Consider the following 16,048-nt stretch of genomic DNA (forward strand, 5'->3'; position numbering starts at 1 on the left):
GCTGCGAGCCTGGCGTCTGCGGCGCCGAAAGCAAGCCGGTGGGGAGCGGCGTGCCGAGTCTCCGCCGCCGTGAGGGGTTGCCAACTGCTGGCAGCGGAGGGTTGTTGAGTGTGCGTAACCATGAGGGAGTGGTGGCGTTATCAGCATATGAACCTGACGGAGTGGGCGCGGGCGCAGGGGGTGAACCCGCATACGGCATATCGCTGGTTTCGTGAGGGCGCCTTGCCGGTGCCCGCGCGCCGGGTGGGGCCGCGCACGATCCTGGTGAACATCGAAGCGAACGCCTCACCCTCGGTGACCGGTGGTGTAGGTCTGTATGCCCGCGTTTCCTCGCACGATCGGAAGCCGGACCTGGAGCGGCAGACCGCTCGCCTGTCGGCATGGGCGGCGGAGGCGGGACAGAAGGTTGTGCGGATCGAGTCCGAGATCGCCTCGGGTGTGAACGGCTGCCGCGCGAAGGTGAAGCGGCTGCCGGCCGATCCGGCGGTGACCACGGTCGTGGTCGAGCGCAAGGACCGCCTCGGGCGGATGAACGTGGAGCTGATCGAGGCCGCCCTGTCCGCGACTGGCCGCCGACTGGTCGTCCTCGATGACGGCGAAGTCGAAGACGACGAAGACGACCTGGTCCGGGACATGGTGGAGGTACTGACGTCGTTCTGCGCCCGCCTGTACGGCCGTCGGTCGGCGAAGAACCGGGCGAGGAAGGCTCTCGAAGCGGCGGCCGGCGATGAGTGAGCCGAAGAAGAAGAAGCTCCGCACCATCGACGCACCGTTCGTCGCGCCCGGGCCGTCCGGGGTGGCGATACGCGACCGCCTCAAGCACCTCACCGACGTGGACGACAAGGTGTTGCGGCTGGTCGGTGAACACCTCGGACGCCTCGCCTCGCTGGACCTCAAGAACCGCTGCGCCGACGGCCTGGACCACGACAGCGACACGTGGGCCGCCCGCAAGCAGGGCCTGACGGCCGACTCCTCGTCCCGGTGGGCCGGTTCGATCACGAAGGCCACTCACGATCAGTGGGCACTGTCCCGCCGCTGTCAGCTCGCCCACATCCAAGGGCTTGAGGCCGGTGTGCGGACGCTGATGCACCGACTGGCCCAGCCGATCGGGGAGAAAGGCACCAAGCGGGCACCCGGCGGATACCGCAGTCGGGGCGAGTGGTGCCACAAGTCCCGCCGTCTGGCGACCCTGGAACACCGCCTCGATGTCGCCCGCGTGGAGCGTGAGGCCGGTGTCGTGCACGTCGTGCGCGGCGGCCGACGCCTGCTGGGCAACCGCAACAACCTCCAGGATGCGCAGCTCAGCGAGGCCCAGTGGCGCCGGCGCTGGGAAGCCGAACGCTGGTTCCTCGCTGCTGACGGCGAGTCCGGCAAGCGGTACGGGAACGAGACGATCCGCGTCACCCCCGATGGCGAGGTCTCCATCAAGCTGCCCGCACCACTGGCCCATCTGGCCAACGGCAAGTTCGGCCGGTACGTCCTCTCCTGCAGGGTCCAGTTCCAGCACCGGGGCGCGCAGTGGCGCGACCGCGTCGAAGCCAACCGTGCTGTCGCCTACCGCATCCACCTCGATGTGGAGCGCGGGCGCTGGTACATCACCGCCTCGTGGACGAAGCCCGTGGTGAAGACGGTCCCGTTGGAGACAGCCCGCGCCCAGGGCATGGTCGGCGTCGATACGAACGCTGACCACTTCGCCGCCTACCGGCTCGACCGCAACGGCAACCCGGTCGGCGACCCGAAGCGGTTCTTCTACGACCTGTCCGGCACCGCCGACCACCGCGACGCGCAGATCCGGCACGCCATCAGCCGGCTGCTGCACTGGGCCAACCGGTGCGGCGTCAAGGCGATCGGTATCGAGAACCTGGACTTCACCGCCGAGAAGACCCGCGAGAAGCACGGCCGCAAGAAGCGGTTCCGGCAGCTCATCTCCGGCATCCCGACAGGCAAGCTCAAGGCCCGTCTGGTGTCCATGGCCGCCGAGCACGGCCTGTCGATCGTCGCGGTCGACCCGGCGTACACGTCGATGTGGGGCGACCAGCATTGGCGTAAGCCCCTGGCCGGCAAGACTCGCAAGATGTCCCGGCACGACGCCGCGAGCGTCGCGATCGGCAGGCGCGCCCTCGGGCACCCGATCCGGCGACGGACGGCACCGCCCCCGCAGCACCAGAGCGATGCTGTGGGGCATCGGACCGCCCAGGCCGGACCAGGCGCACGAGGGCATGAGGGAACCCGCCCACCCGTCACGGAGCGTGCACACGATGCACGCAGCCGGACGGGGACACAGCGAACGCGGGAGACCAGCGCATCCAACACCGTTCGGGATGCGCGCAGTTCCAGGAGCTGGCAGCAAATGTCACTCCTGGACACTGTTTAGGAACGGTTGTGACACGGGACGTCGTTCATGAGTCACCCCGGGTGTCGAGCTCGCCGGCCCGGCCGCGGTGCCGGACGGGTGCCCGGAACCGCGGCGTTCGGGTCTCAGCCGCTGCTCTCGGTGCTTTCACTCGTCTCGCTGATCTCGACGTGCCGGGGCTTTGTGACCTCGGCCTTGGGGACGGAGATGGTGAGCACCCCGTCCGACATCTGCGCATTGATCTTTTCGGTGTCGAGCTCTCCGGGCAGCCGCAGCCGGTACTCGAAGGCTCCGGTACGGCGGGTGCTCCGGCGCAGGACGCCTTTGCGTTCCTTCTCCTTGATCTCTCCGGTGACCACCAGCTCCTGGCCGTTCGCTTCGACGTCGATGTCCTTGCTCTTGACGCCGGGGAGTTCGATCTCGACGTGGAAGGCGTCGTCGGACTCCGTGACATCCGCCAGGGGTGTCCACGCGACTGCGGGCGCCGCGCCTCCCACCGTGGATTCGATCAGTCCGCTCATCTCGCTGAGCAGTTGGTCGAACTCCGTCAGCGGATTGCGTGCCCAGCCAAGGGGCCTGTCCTGCATGGCGCCACCGCGATGGCGCCGGACGGGCGTGGTCATTCCCATCGCCTCCTTCTCCTTCTCGTGATCTCGTCGCCCGCTGGGTGTCATGCGAGCCAAGCGGACTCCTTCGGACGGGTGTGCGGGGAGCTGTCGGTGCCGCCGGGCGCGGCCGTGTGGCCCAGATAGCGGTGCACGAAGTGGATGCACATCGCGCCTTCGCCGACCGCGGAGGCCACGCGCTTCACCGAGCCGCTGCGGACGTCGCCGGCGGCGAATACACCAGGCATGCTGGTCTCCAACGTCAGGCAGTCGCGGCCCTGGCTCTGCCACAGCTCGGGAACGGAGCAGGCCTGCGCATCCGCGCCGGTGAGCACGTAGCCGCGCGCGTCGAGGGCGAGCGCGCCGGACAGCCAATCGGTGTGAGGGTCGGCCCCGGTGAAGACGAAAAGGGCCCGCACCTCGAGGTGGCGGTGCTCACCCGTACGGTGGTCGACCACGGTGACCGCCTCCAGCACCTTGTCTCCGAGTGCCTCGGTCACCTCGGTGCGCAGCAGCACGCGCACCCGCGGGTGGCGCTCGATCTGATCGATCAGGTAGCGGGACATGTGCGCCTCGAGGCTCGGCCCGCGGATGAGCAGATACACCTGCGGTGCGTACCCGGCCAGGAAGAGCACTGCCTGGCCCGCGGAGTTGCCGCCGCCGACCACTGCAACCGGGTCGGTACGGCACTGCTGGGCCTCGTAGACGGTTGCCGAGTAGTGGACGCTCGCGCCCTCCAACGGCTCGATGCCGGGCACATGGAGGCGGCGGTAGCGGGCGCCGGTGGCCAGGACGACGGTACGGGCGGTGACCTCGCTGCCGTCGGCGAACCCGACGGCGTAGTGGCCGTCCCGCCGTTCGAGCCGGGCCGCCTCCGCCGGGACGCTGATCCGGGCGCCGAACTTGTCCGCCTGGAGCACAGCGCGCTCGGTGAGTTCGGCGCCGGAGATGCCGGAGGGGAAGCCGAAGCAGTTGTCGATGCGGGAGGACGTCCCGGCCTGGCCGCCGGTGGCCAGCGCCTCGACCACGGTCGTGCCGAGGCCCTCCGAGGCGGCGTTGACCGCGGCGGCGAGACCTGCCGGACCGGAGCCGACGATGAGGAGATCGCCGCGGCCGTTGCCCGACTTCAGGGGCGGCAGGCCGATGAACCGGGCCAGTTCGGCGTTGCTCGGATTGCGCAGCAGGGTCGTGTCCCGCCAGATCACCAGCGGCGTCTGCTCCGGACCGACCGCGAAGCGCCGCAGCAGCGCCTCGGCCTCTTCGTCAGTCTCCAGATCGATCCAGCGGTGCGGCAGCCGGTTGCGGGCGGCGAACTCGCGCAGCCGCCGGGTGTCGGGCGAGTAGCGCGAGCCGATGATGCGGAAACCGGCGCCCTGCCCGACGAGCAGAGCGCGGCGGCCCAGGCAGGCGCGCAGCACCACATCACCAAGGCTGGAGTCCCGGGTCACCAGGTCACGCAGCTGATCCATGGACAGGGCGAGGATCTCGCCGGGGTCCCTGACCACGGCGGTGTAGAAGGCCACCTGTCCGTTCAGGAGGCCGAGTTCGCCGATGAAGCGACCAGGGCCGTGCACACGCAGCAGGTGTTCATCGGGCGTGCCGTAGCCCTCGACGACGGCGACCGAGCCACTGAGGACGACGTAGAACGTCTCGCACCGCTCCCCCTCCCGGATCAGCACGTCACCGGTGTCAGCCGCGCGCCGCCGGCCATGCTGCGCCAGGCGGGCCATCTGGTCGTCCGACAGGCGGGGATAGGCGCCGTAGATGTCGGGAGTCTCGAAGGGGACGCTCTCCTCCGCCTCGTCCGGCACAGGCGCTGCGCCGGGCCGCTTCTCGTCGCCGGGCATCACACGAACGCCTCATGGACGAAGCACCAGCGCCAGTCCTCGCCGGGCTCCAGCGACGCCACGATCGGATGGCCGTCGGCGGCGGCGTGACGGCGGGCGTGCCGGTTCGGCGAGGAATCGCAGCAGCCGACGTGCCCGCAGGTCAGGCAGAGCCTGAGGTGGACCCACGGGGAGCCGAGCAGCAGGCACTCCTGACACCCTTCTGGGGTCTGCGGCTGGACCGGCCGGACAAGCGCGAGGTGGGGGTCTGCGTGCAGAGTCATCCGGATCACCCTTCCCGGGCAGTGATCGACTGTTCCACCCACTGGCGCAGAGCGGGGGCGGGCGCCGCCCCCGCCTGCCGGGCGACCGTCTCGCCCCGGTCGAGGACCAGCAGCGTCGGTACCGCCTGGACCTCGAACCGCCGCGCCAGGCGCGGGTTCTTGTCGATGTCGACCTTGACCAGTTTGATCTTTCCCGCGAGATCGGCGGCGACCTTCTCCAGCGCGGGGCTCACCATGCGGCAGGGACCGCACCAGGTGGCCCACAAGTCGACGACGACGGGCACGGTGGCCTGCTCGACGACCTCGGTGAAGTCGTCGTCGCCCGCGTCGGCCATCCACGGCAGCGGCTGCTTGCAGTTGCCGCACCTGGGGCGGCCCTCGGCGGCCGCCGGCACCCGGTTGGTGCGCCCGCAGTGCGGACAGGTGACGTTGGTGGCTTGCACGGTGCTCATGCCGCCCTCGCGCCCTTCACGTCCTCGGGCTGGTCGTAGGTGACCACCAGTTCTCCGTGCTCGGCGTCGACGCGGACCTTCGCGCCGTCCTGGACGTCGCCGCGCAGCAGGGCGCGCCCGACGAGTGTCTCGACCTCGTGGGAGATGTAACGCCGCAGCGGTCGGGCCCCGTACACCGGGTCGTAACCCTGATGGGCGATCAACTCGCGGGCCGAATCGGTGAGTTCGACGTCGATGCGGCGTTCGGCGAGGCGTCGGCGCAGCTCGTCGAACTGCAGCTCCACGATCCGCTCGATCTGCCGTTCACCGAGAGGCTTGAACAGCACGATGTCGTCGACGCGGTTGAGGAACTCCGGGCGGAAGTGCCCGCGCAGCTCGCCCATCACCAGGGCGCGGGCGTCCGGCTTGATCTCGCCCTCGGCGGTGGCGCCGTCGAGGAGGTGCTCGGAGCCGATGTTGGACGTCATGATGATCACGGTGTTGCGGAAGTCGACGGTGCGGCCCTGGGCGTCGGTGATGCGGCCGTCATCGAGGATCTGCAGCAGGGTGTTGAAGACATCGGTGTGCGCCTTCTCGATCTCGTCGAACAGCACGACCGAGTACGGCTTGCGGCGTACGGCCTCGGTGAGCTGGCCGCCTTCCTCGTAGCCGACGTATCCGGGCGGGGCCCCCATGAGCCGGCTGACGGTGTGCCGCTCCTGGTACTCGCTCATGTCGAGGCGGACCATGTTCTCCTCGGAGTCGAACAGGGCCCGGGCGAGGGTCTTGGCCAGCTCGGTCTTCCCGACGCCGGTGGGGCCGAGGAAGATGAACGAGCCGATGGGGCGGCGAGGGTCGCGGATGCCGGAGCGGGCGCGGATGACGGCGTCGGCGACGAGCTTGACGGCCTCGTCCTGACCGATCACGCGCTCGCGCAGGATCTCGTCGAGGCGCAGCAGTTTCTCGCGTTCGCCCTCCTGGAGGCGGGCGACGGGGATGCCGGTCCAGGCGGCGACGATCTCGGCGATCTCCTCCTCGGTGACGACCTCGCGCAGCAGCCGGTTCTGCCCCTGTTTGGCGGCCAGTTGCTCCTCCTCTGCGGCGAGCCGGCGCTCCAGGTCCTGGAGGCGGCCGTAGCGGAGTTCGGCGGCGCGGTTGAGGTCGTAGGCGCGTTCGGCCTCCTCCGCCTCGTGGCGGACCTGCTCCAGTTCCTGGCGCAGCTCCTGCACGCGGCGGATCGCCTGCCGTTCGGCCTCCCACTGGGCGTGTTTGGCGTCGGCCTCGCCGCGCAGGTCGGCCAGTTCCCTGCGCAGCTCCTCCAGACGGGCTTTGCTCGCGGGATCGGTCTCCTTGGACAGGGCCGCGTCCTCGATCTCCAGGCGGGTCACCCGACGGGTGATCTCGTCGAGTTCGGCGGGCATGGAGTCGATCTCGGTACGCAGCCGGGCACAGGCCTCGTCGACGAGGTCGATGGCCTTGTCGGGCAGGAAACGGTCGGTGATGTAGCGGTGGGAGAGCGTCGCCGCCGCGACCAGCGAGGTGTCCTGGATCTTGACGCCGTGGAAGACCTCCAGGCGTTCGCGCAGGCCGCGCAGGATGGAGACGGTGTCCTCCACGCTGGGTTCGTCGACCAGGACCTGCTGGAAGCGGCGTTCGAGGGCGGCGTCCTTCTCGATGTGCTTGCGGTACTCGTCCAGGGTGGTCGCGCCGATCATGTGCAGTTCGCCGCGGGCGAGCATGGGCTTGAGCATGTTGCCCGCGTCCATGGCCCCTTCGGCGGCGCCCGCGCCGACGACGGTGTGCAGTTCGTCGACGAAGAGCAGGATGCGCCCCTGGGCGGCCTTCACCTCGCTCAGTACGGCCTTGAGGCGTTCTTCGAACTCACCGCGGTACTTGGCGCCGGCGACCAGGGAGCCCATGTCGAGGGCGAACACGATCTTGTCGCGGAGTCCTTCGGGCACGTCGCCGCGGACGATGCGCTGGGCCAGGCCCTCGACGATGGCGGTCTTGCCGACGCCGGGGTCGCCGATCAGGACGGGGTTGTTCTTGCTCTTGCGGCTGAGGATCTGGGTGACGCGGCGGATCTCGGCGTCCCGGCCGATGACGGGGTCGAGCCGCCCGGCCCTGGCCTCGGCGACGAGATCGCGGCCGTACTTCTCCAGGGCCTCGTAGGCCACCTCGGGATTGGCGGAGGTCACGCGCTGATTGCCGCGGACCCGGGTGAGCGCGCCGAGGAAGGACTCCCGGGTCACGCCGTGCTCCTTCAGCAGCCGCCCGGCGGCGGTCGCCGAGCCCTCCTCGGCCAGCGCCAGCAGGAGGTGTTCCACGGACACGTACTCGTCCTTGAGGCGTTTGGCCTCCCGCTCGGCCGCGTCCAGCAGCCGGGCCAGGCGCTGGGTGACGAAGACCTGGCCCGGCGCCGCGCCCGGGCCGGTCACCTTGGGCCGGCGGGAGAGGTCCTCGCGTACGGCCGCGCGCAACTCCTTGGGCTCGGTGCCCGCCTGCTGCAGCAGCCGCGGGATCAGGCCCTCCTCCTGGTCGAGGAGGGCGAGCAGCAGATGTTCGCCGTCGACCTCGGTGTGGCCCAGGCGGCCGGCGGCGCTCTGGGCCTCCTGCAGGGCTTCCTGTGACTTCTGGGTCAGGCGGTTCATGTCCATGGTGGTAGATCACTCCTCCTGCCTGCACGCCGCAGCGCGGCTTCGAGCAGGCTGATGCGGTCGAGCAGGTCGAGCACCAGACCGAGGGACGCGTAGTTCAGGCACAGGCCGGTGCGCAACCGCTGGACGCGGGCCAGGGCGGCCGGGGCCGTTGGGGCGAACACCAGCCGTCCGGAGGCGTCACGGCCGGCGTCCACCAGGCCCAGGGCGACGAATCGACGGATCAGGTCGGGATGGAGGCCTGAGCGGCGGGCCGCGGTCTCCAGCGAGAGCCTGGGCACGGGCACAATTGCGTACTGCACGCCCACCTCGTGTGTGCTTGCGTGGGACGGGCGGGCCTCGGCCGGTCGGTCGGTCATCAGGTCCTCCTGGGGTCGAACGAGGAGACAGTGGCAAGTTCCTCCAGCAGCTCGCGCTCCCGGTCGCTCAGCCGGGGCGGCACCATGATCCGCAACTCCGCGTACAGGTCTCCGTTCGCGCCGCGCGGATCCGGCATGCCCTCGCCGCGCAGCCGCAGGCGCCGTCCGCTGGAGGATCCGGCGGGCACGGTCACCTTCGCCGTGGCACCGCTCGGCGTGCGAACCGGCACGGTCGCGCCCAGCGCCGCCTCCCACGGGGTGACCGGAAGCCTCACGTGGACGTCCCGGCCGTCGAGGCGGAACTCGGGGTGCGGCTGGATCCGCACCCTCAGAAACAGGTCACCGGCGGGGGCGTCGTCGCCGCTCCCGCGCCCGCCCTCCCCGGCCAGCCGGATGCGCTGCCCGTCGGTGGTGCCGGGCGGCACGTCGACCTGGTAGCGCCGCTGCCCGGTCGGCCCGGCGAGGGTGACCGTGCGGCGGCCGCCCCGATATGCCTCCTCGACGGTGAGCGGCAGTTCGGCCTCCTGGTCGGCGCCGGGCACGCGCATCCGCCCGGCGCCGCCGAACAGCGAGCCGAACAGATCCTCGACGTCGACCCCCTCGCCGTCGAAGCCCGCCGTGGAGTACCGCACCCGGGGACCGCCGCCGGTCGTCCACCGGAATCCGCCGCCCGCTCCCGCTCCGGCTCCGGCGTCGGCGCCGACGCGCTCCTCCCAGTCCTCCGGGACCTTCCGGAAGTCCTCGCCGAAGCGGTCGTACCGGGCTCGCTGCTCCGGATCGGACAGCACGCTGAAGGCCTCGTTGATCTCCTTGAACCGCTCCTCCGCCTGGGGGTCCTTGTTGACGTCGGGGTGGTACTTGCGGGCCAGGGTGCGGTAGGCCCGCTGGATCTCGTCCCGGTCGGCGGTGCGCGCAACGCCGAGCACCTCGTAGAAGTCGCCTGCCATGGCCGCTCACTCCCGCTTGGCGACCGTCACGGCGGCAGGTCGCAGCTGCCGCTCGGCCTCCCCGTAACCGGGTCGCAGCACCTGGACCACCGTGTTCGGATCGGCGTCGGGTTCCTGGACCACGCCGACGACCTCGTGCAGGGCCGGGTCGAACGGCACGCCGCTCTCCGCCTGGCGCGGGTAGCCCAGCTGCTCCAGGACGTTCACGGCCTGGTCACGCACAGCCCGGACACCTTCGACAATCGCACCGGGGTCGGCGGCCGCGTGGCTCAGGGCAAGTTCCAGGTTGTCGATGACGGGCAGGAAGGCCGCAGCCGTACGGGCGCGTTCGGCCGCGGCCTGTCCCTTCAGCTCCCTGGCATGACGTTTGCGCAGGTTGTCGAGGTCGGCCAGGGCGCGGCGCCAGCGGTCCTCGGCCTCGCGCAGCGCGGCCGAGGACTCGTCGTCGGGTGCGGCGGTGCCGGTTGCGGCGTCGGGCCCCGGCCCGGCCTGTTCGGTCGGCGGTCCGGGCTGCGTAAGGTCCCCGCGCGGCGGCTGTACGGCGCCTTCCGGTGGCGGATCGGGCTCTGGGCCCCGGGGTGGGATGGGCATGGTGGGCACCTCAGCCCTTGTCGAACTCGGCGTCGATCACGTCGTCGTCGCCCCCGGCGTCGCCCGGCGCGGCTCCGCCAGGACCGGATCCGTCCGGTGAGCCGGTGCCCGCCGGACCGCCCGCGGTGGCTCCCGCCTGGTGGGCCGCGAGCCCCGCGAAGATCTGCTGGAGTTCGGACGTCAGCGGCCGGGCCTTGTCTGCCCCGACCTCGTTCTTGACCGCGTCGCGGGCCTCGGACACCAGCATCTCGGCGCGGGCCTTCTCGTGTGCGGGCGCGGCGTCGCCGAGCTCGCCGAGGCGCTTTTCGACCTGGTAGGCGATGGCGTCCAGTTCGTTGCGGGCGTCGACTGCCTCGCGCAGGGCCTGGTCCTCGCCCTGGTTGCGTTCGGCCTCCTGGACCATCCGCTCGACCTCGGTGCGGTCGAGGTTGGAGCTCTCGCTGATGGTGATGCCCTGCTCCTTGCCGGTGTCCTTGTCCCGCGCGGTGACGTTGAGGATGCCGTTGGCGTCGATGTCGAAGATGACCTCGATCTGCGGCTCGCCGCGCGGGGCGGGGCGGATGTCGGTGAGCTGGAAGCGACCCAGGACCCGGTTGTCGGCGGCCCTCTCACGCTCGCCCTGCAGGACGACGACGTCGACGGCGGGCTGGTTGTCCTCGGCGGTGGAGAAGGTCTCGGAGCGGCGCACCGGGATGGTGGTGTTCCGCTCGATGATCTTCGTCATCACGCCGCCGCGTGTCTCCACGCCCAGCGACAGCGGGGTGACATCGAGCAGCAGGACGTCCTTGACCTCGCCCTTGAGGACCCCGGCCTGGATCGCGGCGCCCATCGCCACGACCTCGTCGGGGTTGACGCTCATGTTGGGGTCCTTGCCGCCGGTCAGCCTCCGCACCAGGGCCTGGACGGCGGGGATGCGGGTGGAGCCGCCGACGAGGATCACCTCGTCGATGTCGTTGTCACTGACCTTGGCGTCGTCCATGGCCTGCCGCACCGGGCCCAGGCAGCGTTCCACCAGGTCGCCGGTGATCTGCTCGAACGTGGACCGCATGATCGTCGTGGTCAGGTGCTTGGGCCCGGAGGCGTCGGCCGTGATGAACGGCAGGCTGACCTGCGTCTGGGTCACCGAGCTGAGCTCGGTCTTGGCCTTCTCGGCGGCCTCGAACAGGCGTTGCAGCGCCTGCGGGTCCTGGCGCAGGTCGATGCCGTTCTCCTTCTGGAAGCCGTCGGCGAGCTGGTCGACCAGCCGGCGGTCGAAGTCGTCGCCGCCCAGATGGCTGTCGCCCGCCGTGGACCGGACCTCCACCACGCCGTCGCCGACGTCGAGGATGCTGACGTCGAAGGTTCCGCCGCCCAGATCGAAGACGAGCACCGTCTCGTGCTGCTTCTTGTCCATGCCGTAGGCGAGGGCGGCCGCGGTCGGCTCGTTGATGATCCGCAGCACCTCCAGGCCGGCGATCCGTCCGGCGTCCTTGGTGGCGGTGCGCTGGGCGTCGTTGAAGTAGGCGGGCACCGTGATGACCGCCTCCGTGACCCGCTCTCCCAGCTGCTTGGAGGCGTCGTCGGCGAGCTTGCGCAGCACCTGCGCGCTGATCTCCTCGGGCGCGTAGAGCTTGTCGCGCACCTTGAAGCGGGCCGCGCCGCCGTCTCCCTCGACCACGTCGTACGCGACGGCCTTGGCTTCTTCGGAGATCTCGTCGAAGTGTCGGCCGATGAACCGCTTGGCCGAGTAGATGGTGCCCTTGGGGTTGAGGATCGCCTGACGGCGCGCCAGCTGGCCCACCAGGCGCTCGCCGGTGTCGGTGAAGGCCACCACGGACGGCGTCGTGCGGTTGCCCTCGCTGTTGGGTACGACGGTCGGCTCGCCGCCCTCCCATACGGCGATCACCGAGTTCGTGGTGCCCAGGTCGATGCCTACTGCCTTGGCCATGAGGTATTCCTTCCGCGAGGGGCGGCCCCCGTGCGCCCTGGGAGTCGCGCCCGTCTTCCGCAATTGCTCAGGTGACGGCGGGACCGCTCCGCGGGCGGCTGCTCTTCCAAGCCCCGCTGCTTGTGCCGGCGCCGGTCCCGCTGGGCAGCTCGGCCAGCAGCCGCACCGCCTCGTCGGCGACCGCGTCGTCGGCGACGACGTCGTACCGGCCGGGCTGCATCAAGCTCACCGAGGCGAAGTCCCGGCGGCCACCCTGGGCCGTGTACACCAGCAGGCCGAACAGCGCGCCGATCAGTGCTCCGAAAACCAGCCCGTACAAGGCAAGGAGCAGCCCCGACACGACCGGGTCCAGCCAGTTCAGCAGGCCGAAGATCCATCCGATCAGTGCGCCGGGAAGGGCGCCGCTCGCGGCGCCGTGCAGGGAGGCCCCGCCGGGTCCCATGCGGCCGGTCACCTGCTCGACCAGGCGCACGTCCTGCCCGATGATGGCCACCCTCTCGACGGGGAAACCCTGATCGGAAAGGTGATCGACGGCGCGTTCCGCCTCCTGGTAGGTCGTGTACGAGACGATGGTCCTGCGAGACTGCTCGTTCATCAGCCAGTCCTTCCCGCCACGGCCACCGGTGCACCCGGCGATCCCTGGCAAGCCCAGAGTGGCAAGAGGGCAGCGCGCTCCGCCTGCACCCGGCAGGTCAGAAATCGACGCAGTCGGTCACTCCATGAGAACAAGGCCAAATCCCGACAAGCCGGATGACCTTGCCCAGGCTGGGTACGCGGGGCTGGCACAGGCGACGATCCCACGATTCGCTCGATCGCCTCCGATGACCGGAGAACGGAGTGCTCTATGGCCTGCCGCCCGTCACAGAGCTTGTCCTCTGACGTCTCCGGCCACGAAGTGTCCCGCCACCCGAGCGACACCGCGGGCACCGAACGGCGCGCCCCCCGTCCGCTCGCGGTGCTGGATCCACACGGGCTGCTGGCGCTGTCCCGCACCCTGTTCGCCTGCGCGGAGCAGAGCGAGATCGTGCGTCTGGCCATGCGGCATGTCAGTGCCCTTGGTTCCTACAACGCCGAGGCCGGATACCTCGCGACGGGCGACGGTTTGTCCCGCGTTTCCTGCCAGGGCGCGGGAGCGCCAACGGTCGACGACGCAGGCTTGAAGGAGCTGGGCGAGGCTGACGGCTCCGTATCCCTTCCGGAGGGGTCCTGGAACTGGGCGTTCGGCCTGCGTGGGGCCGGCGGTCTGCTCGGCTACATCGTGGTCTCCTCCCACTCCGGACCCGACGAGGAGGGGCACCTCCTCCTCTCGACCCTGGTGGTACTCACATCGGCGGCCCTGTCACTGGCGGCCACGCGCGCCTCGCAGCACGACAACGCCGGCGAACTGAGCCGACTCCGCACCGAACGGGACACCGCACTGCGGCAGCTGGACACCATGCGCTCCGAGCTGCACCTGCAGAAGACCGTGCACGAGACCCTGGCCCGTGTGGCTGCCCGGGGCGGCGGCGAGGACGCCATCACCCAAGCGCTGTACGAGCTCACCGGGCTGTCGGCGCTCATCGAGGACCGGTTCGGCAATCTGAGGTCCTGGGCCGGTCCCGACCGGCCCGACCCTCATCCGCTGCGGTCCTCGACCTACCAGGAAGAGATGCTGCGGCTGGTCGCGCGCGAGGCGGGCCCGGTCAGGGTCAAGGCCCGGCTGATCGCCCTGGCCCGGCCGCGCGGCGACCTCCTCGGCGTACTCGCCCTCGAGGACCCCGAGGCGACGGCCGACGAGCACACCATGTTCGCCTTGGATCACGCCCAGCGCTTGCTCGCTCAAGAGCTCCTGCATATGCGCGAGCTCACCGAGGTCGAGCTGCGGCTGCGCCGTCAGCTGATCGACGACCTGCTGGAGGGCACTGACGAGACAAGCGCCTACGCCCGGGCCGAAGCCGTCGGCCACGACCTGCACCGTACCCAGTACGTGGTCGTGGTGCACTGGCCGGGCAACGCCCCTGACGACTCCTTCATTCGTGCCGTCGAGCACACGACGGCCACCACGGCGACCCGTCCGCTGATCACCCGTCGCGGCCACCGGGTGATCCTGCTGACCGAAGCAAGGCCCCACGACGATGCCGTGCACGCGGCGCTGGCCCATGAGCTGGGGACGCCCGACGGATCGATCGGGGTGAGCACCCGCTGCGACTCCCCGGACGGCGTTCCCCGCTGCTATCAGGAGGCACTGCGGGCCCTGGAGGTGCGGCAGAACTCCCGCCAGCGCAGCGGGACGACGTTCTTCGACGACCTCGGGCTGTACCGGATCCTGGGACCCGGCAACGATCTCCGGGAGCTCGAAGGCTTCGTGCGAGAGTGGCTCGGCCAGCTGATCGACTACGACGCAGAGCACGACACGGAGTTGGTGGAAACGCTCTCGCGCTACTTCGACTGCGGAGGCAACTACGACGACGCGGCCGCCGCGCTGACGGTTCATCGCAGCACCCTGCGCTACCGGCTGCAGCGCATCCGTGAGATCAGCGACCGCGACCTGGCGGATGTGGACACCCGGCTCAATCTGCAGGTGGCGACGCGCGTCTGGAAGATCATCCTGGGTGGGCGGCGCTGACCGCGGAGACCCGGCCGGGCCGGCGCAGCGGGTTAGCCTGGCTGCCGGAGCCCGCCGACACATGTCTTGGTACGCTGCTCCCCATTTTTCCGCGGCCTTCCGCCGACTTCGCCCTGCGCACGTGGGCTGACGGGATGGGAACGGCGCCACTGCACGCCGGGCCAGTCGGAGCGGTAGCGGTGCGGTGCCGGCCGGTCACGACCTTCTCGCACTTCTCTTACGAACGCGACGAGGCGGCGCGGAAGGCGCGCATGCGTCTCACGGGCCGCGGAGAAGGGTTCGGGTGTCGTGGTCGATCCGCTGGGCCTCTCCGGTGGGTACGACCACGATCGGTATGTCCGCCCCCGGCCCGCTGACGATTGCCGGACGGCTCGCGTCGGGCGTGCGCAGGCCGCCGGTCAGGGCGGGGGCGGTGAGCCGGGTGCATACCTCTTCGCGGCCCTCGGGCTGGTCTTCGCCGATCTCCGCGGTGAAGACCAGGGCGTCGAGCCGATCGAGGGACGCGACCATCGCAAGATGCCGCGGCGACAGTGATGAGTGAAGACGGCCAGGGCGAGAGCGGCGCGCTCGTCGCCCGCTGCCCGGCTGCGAACGATGTCGCGAGTGTCGCCGGAGGTGCCGGAGAGGCCGAGCAGACCGGAATGGTGATTCAGTGCATCCTCGATGTCGTCGGCGGACAGACGGTGCCGCGTCTGCAGCCAGGTCAGGGCGCCGGGTCCACGCTTCCTGCTCCCTGCGCCCTTCCTCAGGCGCCATCGCGTGGTGCACGCCCTGAGGTTGAGTGGCTTCGGTCGCGGCGCCGGTACCGGAATGCTCTTCGACGCCACCCTCGCCCGCATCCAGGGCGGTGGAATCACCGACTACGGCTATCCCGCATGCCAGGAGATCGGGCAGATCCACCGCGGTAGGCACGCCAAGGGCCGCAGGGGCGCCTACTTCCGATCCCGCGGGGCATCTCATGGAAATCCTCACCCCGGGCGGTGCCGGGTCGTGAGGCCGAGGGCGGCCCAGCGGATCATGGCTTCGCTGGTGGAGGGATCGCGTTCGTAGTCGCGACCGACGCCGGTGATGTGCGGCGGACGGTCCGGTGACGTCGCCGGTCGACCTGACGCGTCACCGCCCTCCAGTGACTCGCAAGGCTCCCCGCCCACCAGCGACTCGGCGAGATCGCCGTTGGCTTCAGGACGGCATCGAACCCGGCTGGCGGGCGGGGGAGTGGGTCATGCAGCACTGGCTGTTCGCCGGCGATTGACGACCCGCGTACCTCCTCCTCCACCCGCCGGGTGCTTTTCCGTGTCTGTTACCGCCGGATTATCGAACGGTCTGGGTCGGCCCAGGAGTTGGGCAACGAGTCGTCATGGGGCGGTAAGACTTGGGTGAGTTCACCGTTTCTTCGCCTCATGTATCTACCCGCATAGACCCTCGTGATGCTGTCATGCTCACGCCCGCCCGGAACCTCCGGG

At 70.3% G+C, this 16,048-nt stretch carries 15 protein-coding genes; 3 read left to right on the forward strand and 12 right to left on the reverse strand.

The window, feature by feature from the left end; all coding sequences use genetic code 11:
• Positions 1 to 147 precede the first annotated feature (147 nt).
• Positions 148 to 735 carry an IS607 family transposase gene (locus ACYUED_RS45100; RefSeq protein ID WP_491290170.1) on the forward strand — a complete coding sequence of 196 codons (588 nt, stop codon included), beginning with the start codon at positions 148 to 150 and terminating at the stop codon, positions 733 to 735.
• Positions 728 to 2,374, forward strand: coding sequence for a nuclease/transposase family protein (locus tag ACYUED_RS45105; RefSeq protein ID WP_491290171.1), 1,647 nt, complete (start codon positions 728 to 730; stop codon positions 2,372 to 2,374). The genes ACYUED_RS45100 and ACYUED_RS45105 overlap by 8 nt, the downstream gene beginning before the upstream one ends.
• A gap of 104 nt (positions 2,375 to 2,478) precedes the next feature.
• Here the strand turns inward: ACYUED_RS45105 and ACYUED_RS45110 are convergent, their stop codons facing one another.
• The 10 genes from ACYUED_RS45110 to ACYUED_RS45155 form a co-directional block, all read right to left on the reverse strand.
• On the reverse strand, positions 2,479 to 2,976 hold the full coding sequence (locus tag ACYUED_RS45110; protein ID WP_491290172.1) for an Hsp20/alpha crystallin family protein: 498 nt from the start codon (positions 2,974 to 2,976) through the stop codon (positions 2,479 to 2,481).
• Between the two features lie 47 nt (positions 2,977 to 3,023).
• Positions 3,024 to 4,805 (reverse strand): FAD-dependent oxidoreductase, encoded by a 1,782-nt coding sequence (locus ACYUED_RS45115; RefSeq protein ID WP_491290173.1) that lies wholly within the window; start codon positions 4,803 to 4,805, stop codon positions 3,024 to 3,026.
• The gene (locus ACYUED_RS45120; RefSeq protein WP_491290174.1) at positions 4,805 to 5,068 is read right to left on the reverse strand and encodes a UBP-type zinc finger domain-containing protein; all 264 of its coding nucleotides are present in this window, start codon (positions 5,066 to 5,068) and stop codon (positions 4,805 to 4,807) included. The genes ACYUED_RS45115 and ACYUED_RS45120 overlap by 1 nt, the downstream gene beginning before the upstream one ends.
• 5 nt (positions 5,069 to 5,073) lie before the next feature.
• Positions 5,074 to 5,520 carry a thioredoxin gene (trxA, locus tag ACYUED_RS45125; RefSeq protein WP_491290175.1) on the reverse strand — a complete coding sequence of 149 codons (447 nt, stop codon included), beginning with the start codon at positions 5,518 to 5,520 and terminating at the stop codon, positions 5,074 to 5,076.
• Positions 5,517 to 8,156: an ATP-dependent chaperone ClpB gene (gene clpB / locus ACYUED_RS45130; RefSeq protein ID WP_491290176.1), complete on the reverse strand. Its 2,640-nt coding sequence runs from the start codon at positions 8,154 to 8,156 to the stop codon at positions 5,517 to 5,519. Before clpB ends, trxA begins: the two co-directional genes overlap by 4 nt.
• A complete protein-coding gene (locus ACYUED_RS45135) occupies positions 8,147 to 8,515 on the reverse strand; it encodes a chaperone modulator CbpM (RefSeq protein ID WP_491290177.1) in 369 nt (122 codons plus the stop codon). Before ACYUED_RS45135 ends, clpB begins: the two co-directional genes overlap by 10 nt.
• Positions 8,515 to 9,462, reverse strand: a complete 948-nt coding sequence (locus ACYUED_RS45140) for a DnaJ C-terminal domain-containing protein (protein WP_491290178.1) — start codon at positions 9,460 to 9,462, stop codon at positions 8,515 to 8,517. The genes ACYUED_RS45135 and ACYUED_RS45140 overlap by 1 nt, the downstream gene beginning before the upstream one ends.
• Before the next feature lie 6 nt (positions 9,463 to 9,468).
• Entirely contained in the window at positions 9,469 to 10,053 is a 585-nt protein-coding gene (locus ACYUED_RS45145; RefSeq protein ID WP_491290179.1) for a nucleotide exchange factor GrpE, read from the reverse strand.
• A gap of 10 nt (positions 10,054 to 10,063) precedes the next feature.
• Positions 10,064 to 11,980, reverse strand: a complete 1,917-nt coding sequence (dnaK, locus tag ACYUED_RS45150; protein ID WP_491290180.1) for a molecular chaperone DnaK — start codon at positions 11,978 to 11,980, stop codon at positions 10,064 to 10,066.
• A 67-nt stretch (positions 11,981 to 12,047) separates the two neighbouring features.
• Positions 12,048 to 12,575, reverse strand: a complete 528-nt coding sequence (locus ACYUED_RS45155; protein WP_491290181.1) for a YflT domain-containing protein — start codon at positions 12,573 to 12,575, stop codon at positions 12,048 to 12,050.
• A gap of 249 nt (positions 12,576 to 12,824) precedes the next feature.
• Between ACYUED_RS45155 and ACYUED_RS45160 the strand changes: the two genes are divergently transcribed.
• Positions 12,825 to 14,585 carry a PucR family transcriptional regulator gene (locus ACYUED_RS45160; RefSeq protein ID WP_491290182.1) on the forward strand — a complete coding sequence of 587 codons (1,761 nt, stop codon included), beginning with the start codon at positions 12,825 to 12,827 and terminating at the stop codon, positions 14,583 to 14,585.
• A gap of 258 nt (positions 14,586 to 14,843) precedes the next feature.
• On the opposite strand, the gene ACYUED_RS45165 is transcribed toward ACYUED_RS45160, so the two are convergent.
• Positions 14,844 to 15,095 carry a hypothetical protein gene (locus ACYUED_RS45165; RefSeq protein WP_491290183.1) on the reverse strand — a complete coding sequence of 84 codons (252 nt, stop codon included), beginning with the start codon at positions 15,093 to 15,095 and terminating at the stop codon, positions 14,844 to 14,846.
• Positions 14,984 to 15,424, reverse strand: coding sequence for a hypothetical protein (locus ACYUED_RS45170; RefSeq protein ID WP_491294740.1), 441 nt, complete (start codon positions 15,422 to 15,424; stop codon positions 14,984 to 14,986). Before ACYUED_RS45170 ends, ACYUED_RS45165 begins: the two co-directional genes overlap by 112 nt.
• Positions 15,425 to 16,048: the final 624 nt, after the last annotated feature.

Source organism: Streptomyces sp. DF42 (genome assembly GCF_058267695.1).

Bases quoted from the DNA above. Each gene is read 5' to 3' on its own strand.
- ACYUED_RS45100 (WP_491290170.1), top strand. From the start codon at position 148: ATGAACCTGACGGAGTGGGCGCGGGCGCAGGGGGTGAACCCGCATACG.
- ACYUED_RS45105 (WP_491290171.1), top strand. From the start codon at position 728: ATGAGTGAGCCGAAGAAGAAGAAGCTCCGCACCATCGACGCACCGTTC.
- ACYUED_RS45110 (WP_491290172.1), bottom strand. From the start codon at position 2,976: ATGACCACGCCCGTCCGGCGCCATCGCGGTGGCGCCATGCAGGACAGG.
- ACYUED_RS45115 (WP_491290173.1), bottom strand. From the start codon at position 4,805: ATGCCCGGCGACGAGAAGCGGCCCGGCGCAGCGCCTGTGCCGGACGAG.
- ACYUED_RS45120 (WP_491290174.1), bottom strand. From the start codon at position 5,068: ATGACTCTGCACGCAGACCCCCACCTCGCGCTTGTCCGGCCGGTCCAG.
- trxA (WP_491290175.1), bottom strand. From the start codon at position 5,520: ATGAGCACCGTGCAAGCCACCAACGTCACCTGTCCGCACTGCGGGCGC.
- clpB (WP_491290176.1), bottom strand. From the start codon at position 8,156: ATGGACATGAACCGCCTGACCCAGAAGTCACAGGAAGCCCTGCAGGAG.
- ACYUED_RS45135 (WP_491290177.1), bottom strand. From the start codon at position 8,515: ATGACCGACCGACCGGCCGAGGCCCGCCCGTCCCACGCAAGCACACAC.
- ACYUED_RS45140 (WP_491290178.1), bottom strand. From the start codon at position 9,462: ATGGCAGGCGACTTCTACGAGGTGCTCGGCGTTGCGCGCACCGCCGAC.
- ACYUED_RS45145 (WP_491290179.1), bottom strand. From the start codon at position 10,053: ATGCCCATCCCACCCCGGGGCCCAGAGCCCGATCCGCCACCGGAAGGC.
- dnaK (WP_491290180.1), bottom strand. From the start codon at position 11,980: ATGGCCAAGGCAGTAGGCATCGACCTGGGCACCACGAACTCGGTGATC.
- ACYUED_RS45155 (WP_491290181.1), bottom strand. From the start codon at position 12,575: ATGAACGAGCAGTCTCGCAGGACCATCGTCTCGTACACGACCTACCAG.
- ACYUED_RS45160 (WP_491290182.1), top strand. From the start codon at position 12,825: ATGGCCTGCCGCCCGTCACAGAGCTTGTCCTCTGACGTCTCCGGCCAC.
- ACYUED_RS45165 (WP_491290183.1), bottom strand. From the start codon at position 15,095: ATGGTCGCGTCCCTCGATCGGCTCGACGCCCTGGTCTTCACCGCGGAG.
- ACYUED_RS45170 (WP_491294740.1), bottom strand. From the start codon at position 15,424: ATGCGGGCGAGGGTGGCGTCGAAGAGCATTCCGGTACCGGCGCCGCGA.